Origin of the sequence: Priestia sp. D3YE.R1 (assembly GCF_049199565.1) — a bacterium.
GTDB lineage: Bacteria > Bacillota > Bacilli > Bacillales > Bacillaceae_H > Priestia > Priestia aryabhattai.
The window spans coordinates 603,634-623,106 of the sequence record NZ_JBLTHW010000001.1 but is presented as its reverse complement, the minus strand read 5'-3'; the positions used below and the strand labels follow the sequence as shown (position 1 = coordinate 623,106).

Annotated in this window: 20 protein-coding genes and 1 other annotated feature; all 20 genes read right to left on the bottom strand. The window is 39.0% G+C overall.

From position 1 onward, the window contains the following. Window positions 1-129: 129 nt before the first annotated feature. Entirely contained in the window at window positions 130-1,437 is a 1,308-nt protein-coding gene (locus ACOZIR_RS03255) for a uracil-xanthine permease family protein (protein WP_045290206.1), read from the bottom strand. Between the two features lie 156 nt (window positions 1,438-1,593). Next, window positions 1,594-2,136: a bifunctional pyr operon transcriptional regulator/uracil phosphoribosyltransferase PyrR gene (gene pyrR / locus ACOZIR_RS03250; protein WP_013058940.1), complete on the bottom strand. Its 543-nt coding sequence runs from the start codon at window positions 2,134-2,136 to the stop codon at window positions 1,594-1,596. Window positions 2,137-2,327: 191 nt separating this feature from the next. Further along, complete coding sequence (locus ACOZIR_RS03245; RefSeq protein WP_013058941.1) at window positions 2,328-3,242, bottom strand: RluA family pseudouridine synthase; 915 nt, start codon at window positions 3,240-3,242, stop codon at window positions 2,328-2,330. Beyond that, window positions 3,239-3,706, bottom strand: a complete 468-nt coding sequence (lspA, locus tag ACOZIR_RS03240; RefSeq protein ID WP_310878425.1) for a signal peptidase II — start codon at window positions 3,704-3,706, stop codon at window positions 3,239-3,241. Before lspA ends, ACOZIR_RS03245 begins: the two co-directional genes overlap by 4 nt. Window positions 3,707-3,786: 80 nt before the next feature. Beyond that, on the bottom strand, window positions 3,787-4,074 hold the full coding sequence (locus ACOZIR_RS03235) for a conjugal transfer protein TraR (RefSeq protein ID WP_013058943.1): 288 nt from the start codon (window positions 4,072-4,074) through the stop codon (window positions 3,787-3,789). 170 nt (window positions 4,075-4,244) lie between these two features. Beyond that, the gene (gene ileS, locus ACOZIR_RS03230; RefSeq protein WP_071270955.1) at window positions 4,245-7,010 is read right to left on the bottom strand and encodes an isoleucine--tRNA ligase; all 2,766 of its coding nucleotides are present in this window, start codon (window positions 7,008-7,010) and stop codon (window positions 4,245-4,247) included. 70 nt (window positions 7,011-7,080) lie between these two features. Then, window positions 7,081-7,301, bottom strand: a binding site (T-box leader). Between the two features lie 69 nt (window positions 7,302-7,370). Further along, the gene (locus ACOZIR_RS03225) at window positions 7,371-7,865 is read right to left on the bottom strand and encodes a DivIVA domain-containing protein (protein WP_013058945.1); all 495 of its coding nucleotides are present in this window, start codon (window positions 7,863-7,865) and stop codon (window positions 7,371-7,373) included. 84 nt (window positions 7,866-7,949) lie between these two features. Next, a complete protein-coding gene (locus tag ACOZIR_RS03220; protein WP_310878424.1) occupies window positions 7,950-8,723 on the bottom strand; it encodes an RNA-binding protein in 774 nt (257 codons plus the stop codon). A 51-nt stretch (window positions 8,724-8,774) separates the two neighbouring features. Continuing rightward, window positions 8,775-9,044, bottom strand: a complete 270-nt coding sequence (locus ACOZIR_RS03215) for a YggT family protein (RefSeq protein ID WP_028411469.1) — start codon at window positions 9,042-9,044, stop codon at window positions 8,775-8,777. Window positions 9,045-9,047: 3 nt separating this feature from the next. Beyond that, complete coding sequence (locus ACOZIR_RS03210) at window positions 9,048-9,512, bottom strand: cell division protein SepF (protein ID WP_045290211.1); 465 nt, start codon at window positions 9,510-9,512, stop codon at window positions 9,048-9,050. Between the two features lie 16 nt (window positions 9,513-9,528). Beyond that, the gene (locus tag ACOZIR_RS03205; RefSeq protein WP_045290212.1) at window positions 9,529-10,212 is read right to left on the bottom strand and encodes a YggS family pyridoxal phosphate-dependent enzyme; all 684 of its coding nucleotides are present in this window, start codon (window positions 10,210-10,212) and stop codon (window positions 9,529-9,531) included. A 7-nt stretch (window positions 10,213-10,219) separates the two neighbouring features. After that, a complete protein-coding gene (pgeF, locus tag ACOZIR_RS03200) occupies window positions 10,220-11,041 on the bottom strand; it encodes a peptidoglycan editing factor PgeF (RefSeq protein ID WP_310878423.1) in 822 nt (273 codons plus the stop codon). Between the two features lie 74 nt (window positions 11,042-11,115). After that, window positions 11,116-11,370, bottom strand: a complete 255-nt coding sequence (locus tag ACOZIR_RS03195; protein WP_013058951.1) for a YlmC/YmxH family sporulation protein — start codon at window positions 11,368-11,370, stop codon at window positions 11,116-11,118. A 345-nt stretch (window positions 11,371-11,715) separates the two neighbouring features. Beyond that, window positions 11,716-12,495, bottom strand: coding sequence for an RNA polymerase sporulation sigma factor SigG (gene sigG / locus ACOZIR_RS03190; protein WP_013058952.1), 780 nt, complete (start codon window positions 12,493-12,495; stop codon window positions 11,716-11,718). A gap of 148 nt (window positions 12,496-12,643) precedes the next feature. Next, on the bottom strand, window positions 12,644-13,363 hold the full coding sequence (sigE, locus tag ACOZIR_RS03185; protein WP_013058953.1) for an RNA polymerase sporulation sigma factor SigE: 720 nt from the start codon (window positions 13,361-13,363) through the stop codon (window positions 12,644-12,646). A 30-nt stretch (window positions 13,364-13,393) separates the two neighbouring features. Next, window positions 13,394-14,317, bottom strand: coding sequence for a sigma-E processing peptidase SpoIIGA (gene spoIIGA / locus ACOZIR_RS03180; protein ID WP_045290215.1), 924 nt, complete (start codon window positions 14,315-14,317; stop codon window positions 13,394-13,396). 276 nt (window positions 14,318-14,593) lie between these two features. Continuing rightward, a complete protein-coding gene (gene ftsZ, locus ACOZIR_RS03175) occupies window positions 14,594-15,751 on the bottom strand; it encodes a cell division protein FtsZ (RefSeq protein WP_013058955.1) in 1,158 nt (385 codons plus the stop codon). 41 nt (window positions 15,752-15,792) lie between these two features. After that, entirely contained in the window at window positions 15,793-17,088 is a 1,296-nt protein-coding gene (gene ftsA, locus ACOZIR_RS03170; RefSeq protein WP_013058956.1) for a cell division protein FtsA, read from the bottom strand. Window positions 17,089-17,515: 427 nt separating this feature from the next. Then, a complete protein-coding gene (locus ACOZIR_RS03165; protein WP_016765445.1) occupies window positions 17,516-18,274 on the bottom strand; it encodes a cell division protein FtsQ/DivIB in 759 nt (252 codons plus the stop codon). 153 nt (window positions 18,275-18,427) lie between these two features. Then, on the bottom strand, window positions 18,428-19,333 hold the full coding sequence (gene murB / locus ACOZIR_RS03160) for a UDP-N-acetylmuramate dehydrogenase (protein WP_013058958.1): 906 nt from the start codon (window positions 19,331-19,333) through the stop codon (window positions 18,428-18,430). Window positions 19,334-19,473: the final 140 nt, after the last annotated feature.

Here is a 19,473-nt window from a genome sequence, read left to right as displayed (position 1 = left end):
GCTTTCCTCGCATTTCTTTATAAAAAACACCCTTTCTAACTTAGAAAGGGTGTAAGAAAACAAGCTTCGTCTATAACGCGCTTTTTATACACCCTTAGAAACCTCTCTGGACTTCAATTAAAAGGCGTTCTATGAAATTTTTCGTGCTGACGTTTGTTGAACGTTTTCTGCTTCTTTTATCTTCTCTTTCGGCAGAACTAGATTCAGCAGAACTCCCATGATAGCAGACAGGGCCATGCTATCAATCTTTACATGTTCCGAGATATCTAAGTGTGCTCCTCCGATTCCTAACACTAAGATAATCGAAGCAATCATTAAGTTTCGTTTTGATCCAAGGTCTACCTTTGCATCCACCATCATACGCAAGCCTGATGAAGCAATGATTCCGAATAAGAGAATTGAAATCCCGCCCATGACCGGCGTTGGTATACTTGAAATAAGAGCGTTAATTTTGCCGACAAACCCGAACAAAATCGCGAAGACTGCTGCTCCTGCTATTACAAATACGCTAAGCACCTTTGTGATGGCTAACACTCCGATGTTCTCACCGTATGTTGTATTTGGAGGTCCGCCGATCAGCGCAGCAAGCATAGTGGCTACTCCGTCTCCTAAAATCGATCTGTGCAGCCCTGGCTTTTCAATATAGTTTCGATCCACAATCTTATTTAAGACAAGAATGTGTCCGATATGTTCTGAGAGTGTTACGACTGCTACAGGTACCATGATAAGCACAATCCCTAATGAAATGGAGGGCGTGTATGTGACGAACGGCACGTAGAAGTGAGGTATTTCAATCCACTCTGCTTTCACTACCTTTGAAAAGTCTACCAATCCTTGTGTATAAGCGAAGATGTATCCGCCGATAATTCCCATCAGTACCGGAATCAGACTGATAATGTTTTTAAAGAAGATTGAGCAAGCCACTGTTATCGCTAGTGTCACAAGCGCAACCATCAGGTAAGTTAAGCTGTAATTTCCTTTTGCATCGTTCATAGCCATGCCTACTGCTGTATTAGCTAATCCTAAGCCTATAACCATAATAACTGGTCCTACTACAACCGGAGGAAGCAGCTTCATAATCCAATTAATTCCTGTTCCTTTTATAATCAAAGCAACGATTCCATACACAAGTCCGGCTAAGAAACAGCCAACCATCGTTTCTTCAGGTCCAAACGAAGCTTTTGCGAAAATGATTGGCGTGATGAACGCGAACGATGAACCAAGGTAAGAAGGAATTTGACCTCTTGTAATGAGCAGGAAAGCAAGCGTTCCTACCCCGCTTGAAATCAAAGCAATTGCCGGGCTGAATCCCACTAGGAACGGCACTAGCACCGTCGACCCAAACATTGCAAACAAATGCTGCAGACTCAATGTTAACCAATTTACTGCTTTTGGTTTATCATGTATATCAAGTACAAAATCTCGTTGTTGACTCATATGTTTTTCCTCCTATCACTATTAAAAAACCTCTTTACGCAGAGGCAAAGAGGTTTTCAGCATACAAGGAAGACGCTATACCGCAGTATAGTTTTCCTTGTATAGTGACCCCCCTTTTGCAGCCTCACGGGACTACTATTTAAAAGGGTATATAATTTATTTTTCGTAAATAGACACGTGGTCTTTTTCGTCTACTTCCATCAAATGCACCGCAATTTTTTCACTTTTAGCTGTCGGTACGTTTTTACCAACATAGTCTGCTCGAATCGGCAGCTCGCGGTGTCCTCTATCCACTAAAACAGCCAGCTGAATGAGTTCCGGTCGACCGATATCAATCAGTGCATCAAGTGCTGCTCGAACCGTACGGCCCGTATATAACACATCGTCTACTAAGATGACGTTCTTATTTGCAATATCTGTCGGAATATCTGATCCTTTTACGAGAGGCTCGTCATTGCTTGTCACTTTCGATAAATCATCCCGGTAAAGCGTGATGTCTAGTTCTCCGACTGGCAATGTGTTTCCTTCAATTTGTGCAATTCGTTCTGCTAAACGTTTTGCGATATAAATACCTCGCGTTTTAATCCCCACTAGCACACAATTTTCGATTCCTTTATTCTTTTCAATAATCTCATGTGCAATTCGAGTTAAAGCGCGGCGGATAGCCTGTTCGTCAAGTACGGTAGCTTTTACGTTCACTGTTTTTCACCTCAAGTTGTTGACATAAAAAAATCCTCTTGCCTTGAGGCAAGAGGATTTGGTTTTAGACATATTTCTTCAAAAAGGCTATAAACATGCCTTTTCTGCACCGTTTCCTTCTCAGCCTCTCTGGACTGTTCTTAAAGGTTCTTATTAAGTTAATACAAGTATGCCATCACTTATGGCAGTTGTCAACTTCTTTTTTCAATAAGCTCTAGCATCTCATTAAACTCTTTTGGAGCCGGTGCTTCAAATTCCATATATTCATTTGTACGAGGGTGAATAAAGCCTAATACACCTGCATGAAGCGCTTGTCCGTCAATCGGAAGCGTTTTTTTCGGTCCGTACTTCGGATCTCCAGCAAGCGGAAAGCCAATATACTTCATATGAACGCGAATTTGGTGTGTTCGCCCCGTTTCTAGCTTACATTCGACTAGTGAAAAATCTTTAAAACGCTGCAATACAGTAAAGTGCGTCACTGCATCACGGCTGTTTTCATCAGTCACCGTCATGCTTTGACGATCTTGCTTATCTCGGCCGATTGGCGCATCAATTGTACCGTGATCGTGCGCAATTACTCCGTGAACGATAGCTTTATAACGACGCGTCACTGTTTTAGCTACAAGCTGACTAACTAGTGATTCATGAGCTAAATCATTTTTTGCAACCATAAGTAAACCTGACGTATCTTTATCAATTCGATGAACGATACCAGGGCGCATAACGCCGTTAATACCGGATAAATCTTTACAGTGAGCCATTAGGCCGTTTACAAGCGTGCCGCTATGATGACCTGGAGCTGGATGTACAACCATGCCGCGAGGTTTATTTACAACAAGCACATCTTGATCTTCATAATAAATATCTAAGTCCATTTCTTCCGCTACCACATCAAGCTCTTCTAGTTCAGGCACTTCAATAATAATAGCGTCTCCTGTTTTACATTTATAGTTTCCTTTAACGGTTTTATCGTTCACTTTTGCATGACCTTCTTTGATCCACTGCTGCACTTGTGAACGTGACCATTCTGCATTTACAGTCGAAAGTACTTTATCAATACGTTCTCCCGCTTGTTCTTCATTTATAACTGTTTCAATTACATTCATTCTTTGTGCTCCTTCTTCATTTTCCCTTCAAACAGCGTCATAATAAACATGATGATTACTCCGACGACAAGTGCCGAATCAGCTACGTTAAAAATCGGAAAATCATACGTAAAGATGTATGTATTTACAAAATCAACTACTTCTTTACGGACCACTCGATCAATAAAGTTTCCAATGGCGCCACCTAACATTAATGCTAGCGCAACACCGAACCATTTATCTTGTTTTTTGAGCTTTTGAATATAAATTATTAAACCGACTACCACAACCACCGTAATAAGATAAAAGAACCACATCTGTCCTTGTAAGATCCCCCACGCGGCTCCTCTGTTACGATGAGAGGTAATGTAAAGAAAGTTTTCAATTACGGTGATGCTTTGTCCATAATACATTTCTTTTACAATCATCCATTTTGTTACCTGATCAATAAGTATAACAGCTAAAGCGATAAGATAATAAAACACAAACGTTTTCCTCCCGCAATAAAATCAAACGAATCCATACTAAAGCATTTTAGCACATAATTCATTTTTTTTCTCGCTTCTCACCATAAAACAAATAAATCTTCATTTGTGCGGGCTGTAGGCATTACTTTTAATTTATGAATAGACATCACTTCGCCAGTTAGTTCATCAATTCCAAACGCACCAACGTCAAGCTTTGCTAACGCGTGTTCTACATCTTTTAAATCCGCTTTAATCATTTCTATTACGTAACGTTCCTTTTCATCTATATAACCAGATTGTTCTGTAGCATATCTCACTAGGCGATCTTGTAATTCTTCTTTGATAAGAGCTAATTCCTGTCCAATGGAAAGATAATTTTCATACATGCAAACGCCTCCTGTGCTGATAAGATGAAGTATTAATGATGTTAGGTTTACCGAGTTTTCCATCGAATCTACAACACAAGTTTTTCCTAAGGCTTTAAATGCTTTATACCATTGTATTTGGGAATTTCGTACAGCAAAAAACACGCCCAAAAAGGACGTGCTTTTGTTACTTACTGCTGAACGTAGTGATTTTTTACAACATCCGCACAGCGTGTACATAAAGTCGGATGATCTTGATCTTCGCCAACTGTTGGTGATACTACCCAGCAGCGCTCACACTTCTCACCTTCAGCTTTACTTACAACAATTGAAGCATAGCTGAATTTTTGTGCTTCAGCAGGCGCTTCACCTTCTGCTACCTCGAGATCTGAAACGATGAAGAGTTGACCTACATTTTCAGAAATAGATGCTAACAGCTCTTTCGTATCTGCTGTTGGATACAGCGTTAATTTTGCTTCTAAAGACTTACCGATTACTTTTTCATTACGAGCTTGTTCTAGCGCTTTTAAGACTTCATCGCGAAGCTCCATGAACGCATCCCATTTCTCTACTAATTGATCTGCTCCTTCAATTTCTTGAACCTCTGGCATATCAACTAGCTGCGCGCTTTCTTCCGTTACATTTGGAATGTGAACCCATACTTCGTCTGCTGTATGAGAAAGAATTGGAGACACTAATTTCGTTAACGATAATAACGTTTCATAAAGGACCGTTTGAATGCTGCGACGCTCTACATTATTTTCTGCTTCAATGTACAATACATCTTTTGCAAAGTCTAAGTAGAATGAACTCATATCAATTGTACAGAAATTATGCACTGCGTGATAAATGCTTGAGAATTCATATGAATCATAAGATTTCTTCACTTTATCAATTAATTTGTTCAGCTTCACAAGCATGTAGCGGTCTACTTCACGAAGGTCTTCAACGGCTACAGCGTCAGTTGTTGGATTAAAGTCCGCTAGGTTTCCTAGTAAGAAACGGAACGTGTTGCGGATTTTACGGTATACTTCTGCTACTTGTTTTAAAATGTTATCAGATACACGAACATCAGCTTGGTAATCTACAGAAGCTACCCATAGACGTAAAATATCTGCACCTAGTTGTTTCATTACTTTTTCTGGAATTACAACATTTCCTAATGACTTACTCATTTTGCGCCCTTCACCGTCTAAAGCAAATCCGTGGCTAAGTACGCCTTTATAAGGTGCTTCACCTGTTACAGCTACACTTGTAGAAAGACTTGAATTAAACCAGCCGCGGTATTGGTCAGAACCTTCTAAATACAAATCAGCCGGACGCTGTAAGTCTTCACGCTCTTCAAGAACAGCTTGATGTGAAGAACCAGAGTCAAACCATACGTCCATGATGTCTGTTTCTTTTGTGAAACGGCCATTTGGGCTTCCTTCATGAGTAAAGCCTTCTGGAAGCAAGTCTTTTGCTTCACGCTCAAACCATACGTTTGATCCATGTTCTCTAAATAGATTTGATACGTGTTCAATTGTCTCGTCCGTAATGATTGGCTCATCATTTTCAGCATAAAATACTGGAATCGGAACGCCCCATGCACGTTGACGGGAAATACACCAGTCTCCGCGGTCACGCACCATGTTATAAAGTCGCGTTTCACCCCAAGTAGGCACCCATTCTGTTTTTTCTACTGCTTTTAATAAATCTTCACGGAAATCTTTAATAGACGCAAACCACTGTGCTGTTGCACGGAAAATTGTTGGTTTCTTTGTACGCCAGTCATGTGGATATGAGTGGGTAATGAAACTTAATTTTAACAGCGCGCCTTCTTCTTCTAGTTTGTCTGTAATCGGCTTATTCGCTTTATCATAGAATAATCCTTCAAATCCTGGTGCTTCATTCGTCATATGACCCTTACTATCAACTGGACAAAGAACTTCCAAACCGTATTTTTGACCAACGATAAAGTCGTCTTCCCCGTGTCCCGGTGCTGTATGAACACAGCCAGTACCAGCATCAGTTGTTACGTGATCGCCAAGAACAACTAAAGAATCACGCTTGTAGATTGGATGTTCAGCTACCACGCGTTCAAGTTCTGAACCTTTTACTGTACGAATTGTCTTATAGTCAGCCCATTCAATTTCTTTAGCAACTGTTTCAATAAGTTCAGTTGCCACTACATATTTTGCTCCATCTGCTTCAACTACGCTGTACTGAAGCTCAGGATTAACAGCAATCCCTTGGTTAGCTGGCATTGTCCATGGTGTTGTCGTCCAAATGATGAATTTTTCATCTTGTTCAAGCACACCTTTACCATCTTTCACATTGAACGCTACGTAAATAGAAGCTGAACGCTTGTCATAGTATTCAATTTCCGCTTCCGCTAAAGCAGATTCACTTGAAGGGGACCAGTACACAGGTTTTAATCCTTTGTAGATATAGCCTTTTTTCGCCATATCGCCAAATACTTTGATTTGCTGAGCTTCGTACTGTGGCTGAAGCGTTACATATGGATTATCCCAATCTCCGCGTACACCCAAACGCTTGAACTGCTCACGCTGGCCGTTTACTTGTTCCCAAGCATACTGTTCGCAAAGCTTACGGAACTCAGCTACCGTCATTTCTTTGCGGTTTACTTTTTTATTTTTTGTTAAAGCTGTTTCAATTGGCAAACCGTGTGTATCCCAGCCTGGCACATAAGGTGCGCAGAAGCCTGACATCGACTTATAGCGAACGATAAAATCTTTTAAAATTTTATTTAAGGCATGTCCCATGTGAATATCGCCATTCGCATATGGAGGTCCATCATGCAGGACGAATAGCGGACGGCCTTCCGTACGTTTTTGTACTTTTTCATAAATGTTCATTTCAGCCCACTGTTCTTGCATTTTAGGCTCGCGGTTCGGTAAATTTCCACGCATTGGAAATTCAGTTTTTGGCATCAATAATGTATCTTTATATTCCATGTTTTACCCTCCAAAAAAAACGTAAATTTCATATCTTTTTGCACCATAACAAAAAGACCTCCTCATCCCAAAAAGGGACGAGAAGGCCTCCCGCGGTACCACCCTAGTAGATTTGCTGCACGCAAATCCTCTTTGCATTCGTAACGTGAATAAACCGCCATTGCTTACTATCATCGGTTCAGCAATGGTACTCTAGGGTGATTTTCACTTCTTTGTTTGTTATCGAGCTCTCACCATCCTCGATTCGCTTTGACAAACTAAAAAAGCTACTGTCCCTGTCTCCGTACTGTTTGATATGAAATTTCATCTGTTACCAAATTATATGACAACAAAACGTGAGAAGTCAAGATGATGTCTTGACTAGTCAATTTTTTCTTCTAGCGCTGGCATCTCATAATCCATCAGCTGATCCCAGTCATCGCTGTTTAACATTTCAAGCTGCGCTTCGATTAACATTTTGAAACGAGTTCTAAATACTTTAGACTGCTTTTTCGTCTCCTCAATGTCCATCGCAATTTTACGAGACTTAGACAGTGCTTCATTAATAATACGGTCCGCATTTTTTTCTGCTTCTTTTATAATAAGCTTCGCTTCTTTTTCAGCGTTTCGCTTCACATCTTCGGCTGCTTCTTGAGCAATTAAAATTGATTTATTTAACGTTTCCTCGATGTTAGTAAAATGTCCAAGACGATCTGTTAATTCAGATACTCTTCCTTCTAACTCCTTTTTATCACGCATTACCAGCTCATAGTCTTTAATTACTTGGTCAAGAAACTCATTCACTTCATCTTCATCATATCCGCGAAACCCGCGATTAAACTCTTTGTTATGAATATCCAAAGGGGTTAAAGGCATCTAGGCCACCTCCGTGTTGTCTCATTACATCATTAGTAATGGTTTATTCGACATATTTTTAAAATTTCCTGCTAGTAGATTTCTTTATTTCTGCTTTCCTACAACAATTCGCCATTTTTCTTTTTTGGTTTTGCCTTCAAGTGAAACGATACGACTTCTGCCGTGACCACGAAGCGACAAAATATCACCTTCATGACATTCAAAAGAAGGCTGTTCAATGACTTTAAAATTTACTTTTACCGCTCCATTTGCAATAAACGGCTGGACTTTTTGTCTTGATAAATTGTGAATGGTCGACAGCAAAACATCAAGCCTCATTGAAGAAACTGTATAAACGTGTTCAATCAGCTCTTCTTTTACCACATGCAGCTGCTCTCTTTGAATAGAAGAAAGTGAAACTTTGGCTTTTCCAATTGATGTTAAATTCATCTCAATATAAGAAGAAATTTCCTCTGCGGCTACAAGCTGAATATCGTCTCCCGCGACCAAAATATCGCCAAATTTTGAACGGCGCAGTCCTAAAGACATCGCCGAACCAAGAACTTGAGGATGTTCAATCGTCACAAACTTTTTAGGATAATTCAGTTCGTACATATGCAACTGAAAATCTTCGCTTCCAGGCACATAGTAATCCGGATATAGCAGCGCACGCTTGCGTTCAGCAAACGGTTGTCCACCATCAAATGAAACTTGAACCTCTCCTTCAGTCCCGACAATAGCCGTCACAATCTGCTGCTCTCTTGGATCTAAAAAGTCCGTTAATTTTGGGCTGTATTGATGTAGGACATCTTCTTTCCACTGAAGAACTTGATCAATAAACCCATGTTCTTCTTGCCTAAAATGTTCATAAATAGACATATTATTACTCCTACTATCGGTATGTAAAAAAGGAATCCAGCGATTCCTTTTTTAAATAAACCCCATCACATTATTAAGTGAATACACGCCTCTTTCTGCAAATCGTAGTAAAAAGATTGCAACAAGAGGTGAAATATCAATCATGCCAATAGGCGGAATGATTTTACGAAAAGGCTCTAAGTAAGGCTCACAAATACTGCCAAGCAGCTGACCAAACTTAGATGCTCTTACATCGGGTACCCAAGACATCAAAATGTAAATAATCAGTGCCCATGAGTAAAGCCCAATCAATTTTGCGAGAATCCCAAAAACGATGTCCAAAAACTACCACCTCTTTACGTTTGTTGTATCATGTTCTCCCATCATATCTGAAATGCTTCCGCTTACGTCTACATTATCAGGTGTACATAAAAAGATGTCGGTTCCAATTTTTTGAATGTCCCCGCCTAAAGCATAAACTGTACCACTTAAAAAGTCGACAATTCTTACTGCTTGATCTCGTTGAATGCGCTGTAAATTAACAACTACGACTTTACGATTCTTTAAATGATCCGTAATTTCTTGTGCTTCGGCATAGACGCGAGGTTCGCAAAGCATCATTTTTGATGATTTTTGAACGCTTTGCAAGCTAATCACGTTTTGCTGCTGATTTGGCTGCTGACTAGCTTTCGCTGGTCTCGACTGCTGTACAGGCTCTTCTACCGACTCTTCTTGTTCGTAGTGTTCTTCTACATATTCAGTATCGTCATCAAGAGCAAAAAAACTTCTAAAGCGATTTTTCATACTCATCTTGAACTACACCTCCTTAACGTTCATTCCCAACTAACGTGGTTCCTAGTCGAATGAATGTTGCTCCTTCTTCAATTGCAATTGCATAATCGTTTGACATTCCCATTGATAGCTCCGTGCAAGGTGCATACGGGAGGTTTAGTTCTTGTATGCGATTCTGCAATTTCTTTAGACCTTGAAAACAGCTGCGAAGCAAGGACTCGTCATCTGTGTGAGGAGCCATAGTCATTAATCCAACTACTTGGATATTTGTAAATGTTTCAAGAGATTGAATAAATGGAATTACCTCTTCCACAGCAAGGCCATGCTTTGATTGTTCTTCGGCAACATTAACTTGTACAAAACATTTTATACGATGTCCTGCACGTTTATCAATTTCTTTTGCTAAAGATAATCGGTCTAGTGAATGAATATAGTCAACTTTATCAATCACATTTTTTACTTTTCTTGTTTGTAAGCTTCCGATAAAATGCCAGGTCGCTTTCTCACCGATTGATTCATACTTTTCTAGAAGACCTTCATCCCTGTTTTCTCCAAGATGTAAAATGCCTGCATCCACTGCTTCTGCTGCTCGTTTTGTGGAAACATATTTGGTTACAGCAATCAGCTCTACATCTTCTCGATTTCGATTAACTTTTTTACACGCTTCAGCAATTGTTTGTTGAACTGCTTCTAGATTTTCACTTACGCTAGCTGTCACTATGTAATTACTCCTCCTTAAAGCCTATGAAGTTAAACATGCGTCCTGTTTTCCCTTGGTCGCGGCGATGTGAGAAGAACAGGTCATCTTCACAGCTTGTACAATACGACGATGTTAAAATTCGTTCGGGCAATACGCCTGCGTTTTGAATCAGCAGCTTATTGACTTTTTTTAAATTAAGCGCGTATTGTCCAGGGCTTACTTCTTGATATCCATTTTGGCCCACTACTTCGTTTACTTGTGTAATGACGCGGTTATCGACAACATAACAGCAATCTTCAATCGAAGGGCCAATCGCCACGTAAATATCTTCAACCGGAACATTTTCTTGCTCTACCCACCGTCGAATCATATTTCCTGCAATATCTTTTACTGTTCCCTTCCACCCAGCATGAGCAAGACCAACTAAATGGTAATCAGGCGCATAGAAGTACAGCGGAACACAATCTGCATAACATAAAGCTAACAAAATATTAGATTCATTTGTATAAATGCCATCCGCTGCTTTTATGCCCTCTTCATACTTGTAGAGTCCTTTTGTACAGTCGGCTTTTGTTACTTTTTGAACAGTTGCTTCATGTACTTGTTCAGCACATACAAAGCTTTCAAAAGACATGTCTAGTTCGGCTGCTAAAATTTTTCTATTTGTAATAACATCTTCTACGTTATCGTTTACGTGAAGCCCTAGGTTAAAAGAAGCAAATGGAGGTTTACTCACGCCACCATTTTTTGTGGTGAAACCAGCAACAAGTATATCATTCTTTTCTACCCAAGGGCTCAGCCACATAAACGACTCGTGATGGCTTTTTTTTAATGGCTCAGGATTCATGTATGTGACACATCCCTTGTTTCATTTGTTCTCACATATTGTACCACAGATTGCTAGGTGCTGTTGACAAAAAACTAATTCTCTTCAGGCTGAAATGCGTCTTTATAACGTACTAAAATGACGTCAGAACCAATTTTCACAATATTTTTCCACGGTATCACAATTTCATCATCTTTTCCAAAGAAGCCCAATACACGAGAGCCTCCGATAATGACGGCCTGTATTTTTCCCGTTGTTAAGTCAATATCAATATCCCCTACATTTCCAAGTTTTTTGCCATCAGCTACATTTACTACATCTTTCAGCTGAAATTCTGAAATCTTTAACATGCTCTCTCCTCCTATAGCCAACTTTATTGCTTAGCCTATATATATTTTCAAATTTTCATTTCATGAAGGAAAAGCTTATTTTTTCTCTCCCATTCTCTTTCTATAAGCATTTTGTTCACCAATTACACAGCTTTTCATCAAGAGACATTCTCAACAAGTAGCTAGAGGTCCTTACAGCAATAGGAAATCTGATATGAATATCTTTTGGTCATGTATTCATTGATACATACAAAATAAGCACCGTGTCCGTTTTTATAGACACGATGCTTATTAAGTTGAACATCAAATAAAGTGAATGGTATTGATAGTATGAACGCGAGCGGCTGCCAGTCTAGAGAGCTTTTGTTAACTTTGAATATTTTTATTCATCTGTTTAATAGCAGCTTTTTCTAAACGTGAAACCTGCGCTTGAGAAATACCAATTTCTTCAGCAACTTCCATCTGTGTTTTACCTTGAAAGAAGCGCTTTCGTAAAATGAGTTTTTCTCGCTCGTTCAATCTTCTCATACCTTCTTGCAAAGCAATTTCTTCAATCCAAGTTGAATCACGGTTTCGTTCATCGCTTAGCTGATCCATGACATAGATTGGGTCTCCACCATCATTGTAAATAGGTTCAAATAGAGAAACCGGATCTTGGATAGCATCTAAAGCAAACACAATTTCTTCATGCGGCACTTCTAGGACTTTTGAAATTTCCTCAGCTGTAGGTTCCTTGGATGTTTCACTCATAAGCCTTTCACGAACTTGAAGAGCTTTATAAGCAATATCACGAAGGGAACGAGAAACACGGATTGGATTATTGTCACGTAAATAGCGGCGAATTTCCCCTATAATCATTGGGACAGCATATGTAGAAAACTTCACGTTTTGACTTAAATCAAAATTGTCAATGGATTTCATTAATCCAATACACCCAACCTGAAATAAGTCATCAACAAATTCTCCACGATTGTTAAAACGTTGAATCACGCTGAGTACGAGACGTAAATTTCCGCTTACTAGCTTTTCTCTTGCTGTTCCATCTCCAGCCTGCATTTGTTTAAACAACTTTCGCATTTCTTCATTTTTTAATACGGGAAGTTTCGAAGTATCTACTCCACAAATTTCTACTTTATTTCTTGTCAACTCTTTCCCTCCTAACAGGAGATGATGTTCTGAATTCAGTATCTCCTCCGGAGGAAAAAATATGCACTTTTACAATTCTGACAATTCTCCACTAAAAAAGCTGATAGTATAAGGTGCTTCTCAGCCCTTATGCTATCAGCTTTTTTACTTAAACCATTTTATTAAATTCTTTTCGTAGCCGTTTAATAATTCGTTTTTCGAGCCTTGAAATATAAGACTGAGAAATGCCTAGCATATCAGCTACATCTTTTTGCGTTTTTTCTTCTCCGCCGGCTAGCCCAAAGCGCAGCTCCATAATTTGCTTTTCACGATCATTTAATTGGTGCAGTGCTTTCAACAAAAGTTTTCGATCTACATTCGCTTCTAGGTCTTTTGTAATGATATCTTCTTCGGTTCCCATCACGTCAGATAATAACAATTCGTTTCCATCCCAATCAATATTTAACGGCTCATCAAATGAAACTTCAGATCGAATTTTATTGTTGCGGCGCAAATACATTAAAATTTCATTTTCAATACAGCGAGAGGCGTACGTCGCTAGCTTAATTTTCTTTTCAGGATTAAACGTGTTTACTGCTTTAATTAAACCGATGGTGCCGATGCTAATTAAATCCTCAATATTGATTCCCGTATTTTCAAACTTTCGGGCAATATAAACAACAAGTCGCAAATTACGCTCAATCAACAGTGAACGTGCTGCTTCATCTCCTGATGGAAGTTTTTTCAAGAGCACTTCTTCTTCATCTTTTGTTAAAGGTGGTGGAAGAGCCTCACTTCCTCCTATATAGTACACTTCATCTGTTTTCAGCTTAAGTTTAATTAATAATTTGTACCACCATAATTGAAATCGAATTCGATATGTAGCCATTCTGTATCCTCCTTTATTTGTTCACACCTTTTACGATGCGGAACTTACTTCTCCAATAACGATAAGCTTCGGATGAACAATACATTCATATTGCTTCTCCACTGAAAGCGTTGTATGACTAATACCTACTAATACTTTAGTGACTTCAATCGTGTTGGACTGATGCACCAGCCTTACCATATCTGGCTTTAGAGCAAGCAGCAGCTGATTGGCTTGGCCCACGCTTCGATAAGGGACAAAGCGGACTTTTGAATACCACTCTTGATCAATATCTTCGCTGTGTGAAAAGGATTGGACATTTTTGCTTAATTCCATTAAGCCTTCAGGCAATATTTCTTTTAAAGAATCTGCTGTAACAATCATAACCGGGGTTTTCGTCAGCGGATCTACAAGCTGATTTCCACTATCAATAAGTCCTTTCATCGACAGCATCTGTTCGTTTAAAATAACTTCTACATCTACCAGCTGATCAAATGTAATATTTTTCATTCGCAAATCATCAACTCGTGCTTTTGAAAAATAAGATAATAGCGGAAAGCCAATAAGAACAAATATCCAGCTAATAGGATCACCAAACTGTGGAGATTTCGTATCAACCATTTGATTAAGAACAAGAAACTGATCTTGAAATAAAAAGTGAACGCCCATTAACCCTCCGCCAACAACAAAGGTTGCAAAATAAAACGTTAATAAATTCTCAAAGAAAAAGCGCAGTCGTTTATAACCAAACGTCATCAATACCATAAAAAAAGAGAATAAAATTTTAATAGCAGGGTGAACCATAAGATGAGAAAAAGGCGTAAACATAAGAAGGACAATCAGTGAACCGATAAAGCCGCCAAGCAAAAGCCGCCACCACTTGTAATTCCGCTTAAGTACAACAGCACATAACATTAGTAAGATCGTATCTAACCCAAAATTCAGCATCCATATTAAATCTAAATAGATTGGCAATGTTTATAACCTCTCCATTCTTTCTGAATTTTTCTGTTAAAAATTAGTATATAGTACATCCTATTAGAAAGTCTGTCAGTTCATGCCGAGAAACAAGCAGTATTTTTGAGGAAATCATTCGATATTTGTCACACCACTTTTAGGAAGAAAACACAAACCCTTTGAAGGCATCATATTGACCATGTCGAATGTTTTTTGTATTCTTTTTGAGTTTTCTAGATTCATTGCATAAAAAAAGACCTCTGTATAAAACAGAGGTCTTAGCTTTTTATTTTCTTAGCGTCTACGATTACGGTTTCGTAAGAATGTTGGAATATCTAGCGCATCTTCAGACTGTGGCTGAGATGGACGCGTATATTCTTGCTGTACAGGTTCTTCACGCTTTACTTCACGCTTCGGCTGCGGAGCCGGTTGCTGTGTCGATTGCTGCATGCGATTCGCCGATAACGAAGGACGACCTGGTTTTGGCTGTGATAAATCTTGGTCACTAAAGCCAGTTGCAATAACTGTAACAACAATCTCGTCTTTTAGGTTTTCGTTAATAACAGATCCAAAGATCATGTTCACTTCTTGGTCAGAAGCAGAAGCAACGATATCTGCAGCTTCTTGTACTTCGTAAAGACTTAGGTTCGTACCGCCTGTAATGTTCATTAATACACCTTGAGCTCCGTCGATAGATGTTTCAAGAAGTGGACTTGAAATAGCTTTTTTAGCTGCTTCAGCAGCGCGGTTTTCACCAGTCGCAATACCGATACCCATAAGTGCAGATCCTTTGTTAGACATAATTGTTTTTACGTCAGCGAAGTCTAAGTTAATTAATCCAGGAACTGCGATTAAATCTGAAATACCTTGCACACCTTGTCGTAATACGTTATCCGCTTCACGGAACGCTTCTAGCATTGGCGTGTTTTTATCAACGATTTCTAATAAGCGATCATTTGGAATAACAATCAGCGTATCTACTGCTTCTTTCATTGACGCAATGCCGCCTGCCGCTTGAGTAGAACGCTTACGGCCTTCAAACGTAAACGGACGAGTAACAACGCCTACCGTTAGTGCTCCTAGCTCACGAGCAATTTGGGCAATGACTGGAGCTGCACCAGTTCCAGTTCCTCCACCCATACCAGCTGTTACGAAAACCATATCTGCACCTTTTAGTGCTTCTTGGATTTGTTCCTTACTTTCTTCAGCTGCTTTTTTACCAACTTCTGGATTAGCACCTGCACCTAATCCTCTTGTTAATTTAGCGCCGATTTGCATTTTTGTTTCAGCTTTTGATAAATTTAATGCTTGTGCATCTGTATTAACTGCAATAAATTCTACACCTTGGACGCCATGTTCAATCATTCGGTTAACCGCGTTGTTACCGCCGCCTCCGACACCGATTACTTTAATCGTCGCTAATTGGTCTACACTTGTATCAAACTCCAACATGATAGTTCCTCCTAATTCTTCGAAATTACCAATCCGTAACGTTAATCAAAGAAGTATCCAAAAAACTTCTTCATTAAATTTTGGTCATTTTTCTTTTTCGGCTGCTCAGCTGATTGTTGCGGCTGCTGTGGTTTCGGGCTAGGTTTGATCATTTCTTGCTCAATCGGCTCTTCTTCCACAACTGGCGCTCCAATTTCCCGGCCTTGTATTTTAGCATTTTTGTATGCAAATTTTATTAATCCTACGCCTGTTGTATAATGCGGCTCACGTACTCCAATATAATCAGGCACTGCTATGCGCACGTTATTCTTTAAAATCACTTGAGCTAGCTCAAGAATACCAGGCATCGCTACTACTCCGCCTGTTAAAACAAATCCTCCTGGAATATCTTTGTATCCTAGGCGATTTACCTCCTGCGTAATCATATCTAAAATCTCTTCTAATCTAGCTTCAATAATATCAGAGATTTCGAGCTGATTAAACTGCTGATGCTGATCGCTTCCAATGATCGGTACACTAAATACTTCTTCTTCAGAAGCATGATCGTAGAAAGCATGTCCATGCTTTATCTTAATATTTTCCGCGTCTTCAGTCGATGTGCGAAGGCCAATCGATAAATCTTTGGTAATGTGCTCTCCGCCAACAGCTAGTACATTTGTTACTTTCAAATGTCCTTGGTCAAAGATCGCAACCGTTGTTGAACCTCCGCCGATATCTACCAGTGCGACACCTAAGTTTTTTTCATCACGAGATAATGCAATTGAACCAGCGGCTAGAGGCTGTAAACAAATATCACTGATTTCTAAACCAGCTCTTTCTACACAGCGTAATAAGTTATGTAAAACCGTTCTAGATCCTGTTATGATTGTGCCTTCCATTTCTAAACGTACCCCAATCATACCTCTAGGATCGTTAATACCTTCTAAGCCATCTACAATAAATTGCTTTGGAATAACATCAATGATTTCACGATCTGGCGGGATAGACATGACTTGAGCAGCATCAATTACTCGATGAATATCTTCGTTTGTAATTTCACGATTTTCGCTTGACACGGCTACTACCCCGTGACAATCCTGTAAAAATACATGATTTCCGCTTATGCCCACTACAACCTTTTTAATTGTAATGCCTACCATTCGTTCAGCTTGTTCTACTGCTTTTCTAATAGATTGAACTGTTGCATCTATATCAACGATAGAACCTTTTTTTAGTCCGTGTGATTTAACATTCCCTACACCAATGATATTCAATGAATCGTTACTCATCTCTCCGATGATTACTTTCACACTGGATGTACCGATGTCTAAACTAACGTATATTTCATTGCTGTTCATTCTTTGGCACCTCCTTTTTCTTTCTGCACATGTCATCTTAAATAAATTAAGAAGAACAACAATATTAATTTTTTATTATATGAAAATATTCAACAAATACATCTGTTTCCCTTTTGTAAAATCAATTTTTTTCAAGTTTTTCACAGACTTTATCTCTTTCAAAGAACAAAACGTTCTTGTTTTGACTTTTTTTTAGATTTAAGCCTAAAATTCACTGAAAAAAAGCTATTTAACTACAAGTCTACACTAAGATGTACACTGAGAAAAGCGAAACTTACCTAGAACAAATATTACATTTCCATTTCACAGCACCGGAGAAGAAAATCATATGTATGCAGAATACTTGCATGTGATTATACAATGTACAAGGGCTAGTTTGCCAGTCTCAACTCATCTATTTCCTTTAATTAACACTTATAAAAAATAATTACTGCTTGCTCTTTTTATAAGGTTTAAATGCATATCCTTCTTCTAAATCAATAATGCCTTTTTGATCATCACTCAATTTACTTGCAATAGCTGGGTAATGAACAATTTTATCAGAGAAGTTGCTAATTTTCCCGCTTACTTCACGCGTATCATTCATAAATACCTCGATGTGAAGAGGTTCTGATTTTGTCGGCGCATAGTAAATCTCAGAAATAGCCCCTTTTATGCTCTTAGGCGTTTTAGCTAATTCTTGAACCATGCTTTGTATAGCGTCTCCGTCTTTCCAGTCAATTAGCAGCGGAGCGTCGGATGACACTTTCTTAGCACTTACTTCTTTTAAAACTTTTCCATTTTCATTCACAGGGAAATATTTATTCCCCGAGGTTACATATGCAATTCTTGCGTACTCTTTTACGTCGATTACGACCTTATTAGGAAATGTTTTGTGAATGACAGCTTCCTTTACCTCAGGGTTTTTTTCGACTTTTTCTTGAATTTGATCAGCATCAGCTTTCCAGTAGCTGGTTTTTTTGGACAGACCACTCGCTTTGACAATATCCTTATCACTTACATGTTTATTCCCTTGTACTTCAATGTTAGAAACATTACTCAGAGAAGATTGAGAATATACAATAAATAAAATAAGGATGAAAAAGAGTGATAAATACAAAATAAGCCGTCTATTTGCTTTTTGCTTTCGCTGTTCTTGCAGTTTCGGTACACGATCTTCTAAAACAATTAACTTACCTTTTTCCATTTTTTTCACCCTTATCCATTTGAGAAAATAAACGAGGAATTACCATCTATTTATTTCCAATCTTTGCTTCATGAGAATATCCCCATTATAGCATAGAATAAACACATAAAAGCTACCTTTTCACGCATAACCATACAGCGACGGGCTGAGTAATTAGCGACCGATAATCTCAACTTCTGTATGAATATCAATATCGAATTTCTCTTTAATTGTTTTCTTGACATGAGCAATTAAATTCAGCACGTCTGAAGCCGTTGCATCTCCTGTATTGACAATGAAGTTCGCATGCTGCTCACTAATTTGCGCACCGCCTACTGAAAAACCTTTTAAGTTGGACTTTTCAATTAAGTCTCCTGCATAATTTGGAAGCGGATTTCTAAAAATACTTCCTGCACAAGGGAAATTCCAAGGCTGTGTTTCGCGGCGATAGTCTTTATTTTTCTGCATGACCGCCACAATATCATCTTTCGTTCCCTTTTTCAAACGCAGCACGGCTTCTACACATACTCCAGGACGGTCTTTTTGTAGAATTGAATGACGATACGAAAATTGAAGCTCTTCATTTGTCAGCCACTCCAGAGTGCCATCTTCAAATAAAATCAGCGCTTTTTCGACTACATGAGACATATCAGAACCATGGGCACCTGCATTCATATAAACAGCGCCTCCGACAGATCCAGGAATTCCACTTGAAAACTCCAAGCCTGACAGACCTTGTTTTGTAATAACTGTTGCAAGCTTGATGCTAGGGTATCCCCCACCTACAGTAACCGTCTCTCCATCTACTGTTAAATCATCTAATCCGGCTCCGAGCTTAATGACCACACCTTCAATTCCCTTATCAGAAACCAGAAGATTAGACCCCCGACCAATCGCTCTCCATTTCACGCCGTGTTTTTTAATAATATCCATTGTAACTTTTAAGTGATCAACAGAATCAGGTTCTACAAGCACATCTGCTGGACCACCAATTTTCATTGTTGTATGTTTTGCTAGCGGTTCATTTTCACGAACCTTTCCAATATTCGCTTCGACTAACTCTTTTACTAACGCTTCCATAAGAACCTCCTAAAACCCTCTTTGCTGTTATAAAACTTTCATGTCAATGCGCCCTTACTTCTAATGCATAAGAATAATAAGAACAGATTCATAACTAAGCAGCAGCACCTTGTAAGATACCTTTTTTCTACGAAGGCACT

Coding starts and splice junctions, on each gene's coding strand:
- ACOZIR_RS03255 (WP_045290206.1), bottom strand. CDS start 1,437: ATGAGTCAACAACGAGATTTTGTACTTGATATACATGATAAACCAAAA.
- ACOZIR_RS03245 (WP_013058941.1), bottom strand. CDS start 3,242: ATGAATGTAATTGAAACAGTTATAAATGAAGAACAAGCGGGAGAACGT.
- ACOZIR_RS03235 (WP_013058943.1), bottom strand. CDS start 4,074: ATGTATGAAAATTATCTTTCCATTGGACAGGAATTAGCTCTTATCAAA.
- ileS (WP_071270955.1), bottom strand. CDS start 7,010: ATGGAATATAAAGATACATTATTGATGCCAAAAACTGAATTTCCAATG.
- ACOZIR_RS03225 (WP_013058945.1), bottom strand. CDS start 7,865: ATGCCTTTAACCCCTTTGGATATTCATAACAAAGAGTTTAATCGCGGG.
- ACOZIR_RS03220 (WP_310878424.1), bottom strand. CDS start 8,723: ATGTCTATTTATGAACATTTTAGGCAAGAAGAACATGGGTTTATTGAT.
- ACOZIR_RS03210 (WP_045290211.1), bottom strand. CDS start 9,512: ATGAGTATGAAAAATCGCTTTAGAAGTTTTTTTGCTCTTGATGACGAT.
- pgeF (WP_310878423.1), bottom strand. CDS start 11,041: ATGAATCCTGAGCCATTAAAAAAAAGCCATCACGAGTCGTTTATGTGG.
- ACOZIR_RS03195 (WP_013058951.1), bottom strand. CDS start 11,370: ATGTTAAAGATTTCAGAATTTCAGCTGAAAGATGTAGTAAATGTAGCT.
- sigE (WP_013058953.1), bottom strand. CDS start 13,363: ATGGCTACATATCGAATTCGATTTCAATTATGGTGGTACAAATTATTA.
- ftsZ (WP_013058955.1), bottom strand. CDS start 15,751: ATGTTGGAGTTTGATACAAGTGTAGACCAATTAGCGACGATTAAAGTA.
- ftsA (WP_013058956.1), bottom strand. CDS start 17,088: ATGAACAGCAATGAAATATACGTTAGTTTAGACATCGGTACATCCAGT.
- ACOZIR_RS03165 (WP_016765445.1), bottom strand. CDS start 18,274: ATGGAAAAAGGTAAGTTAATTGTTTTAGAAGATCGTGTACCGAAACTG.
- murB (WP_013058958.1), bottom strand. CDS start 19,333: ATGGAAGCGTTAGTAAAAGAGTTAGTCGAAGCGAATATTGGAAAGGTT.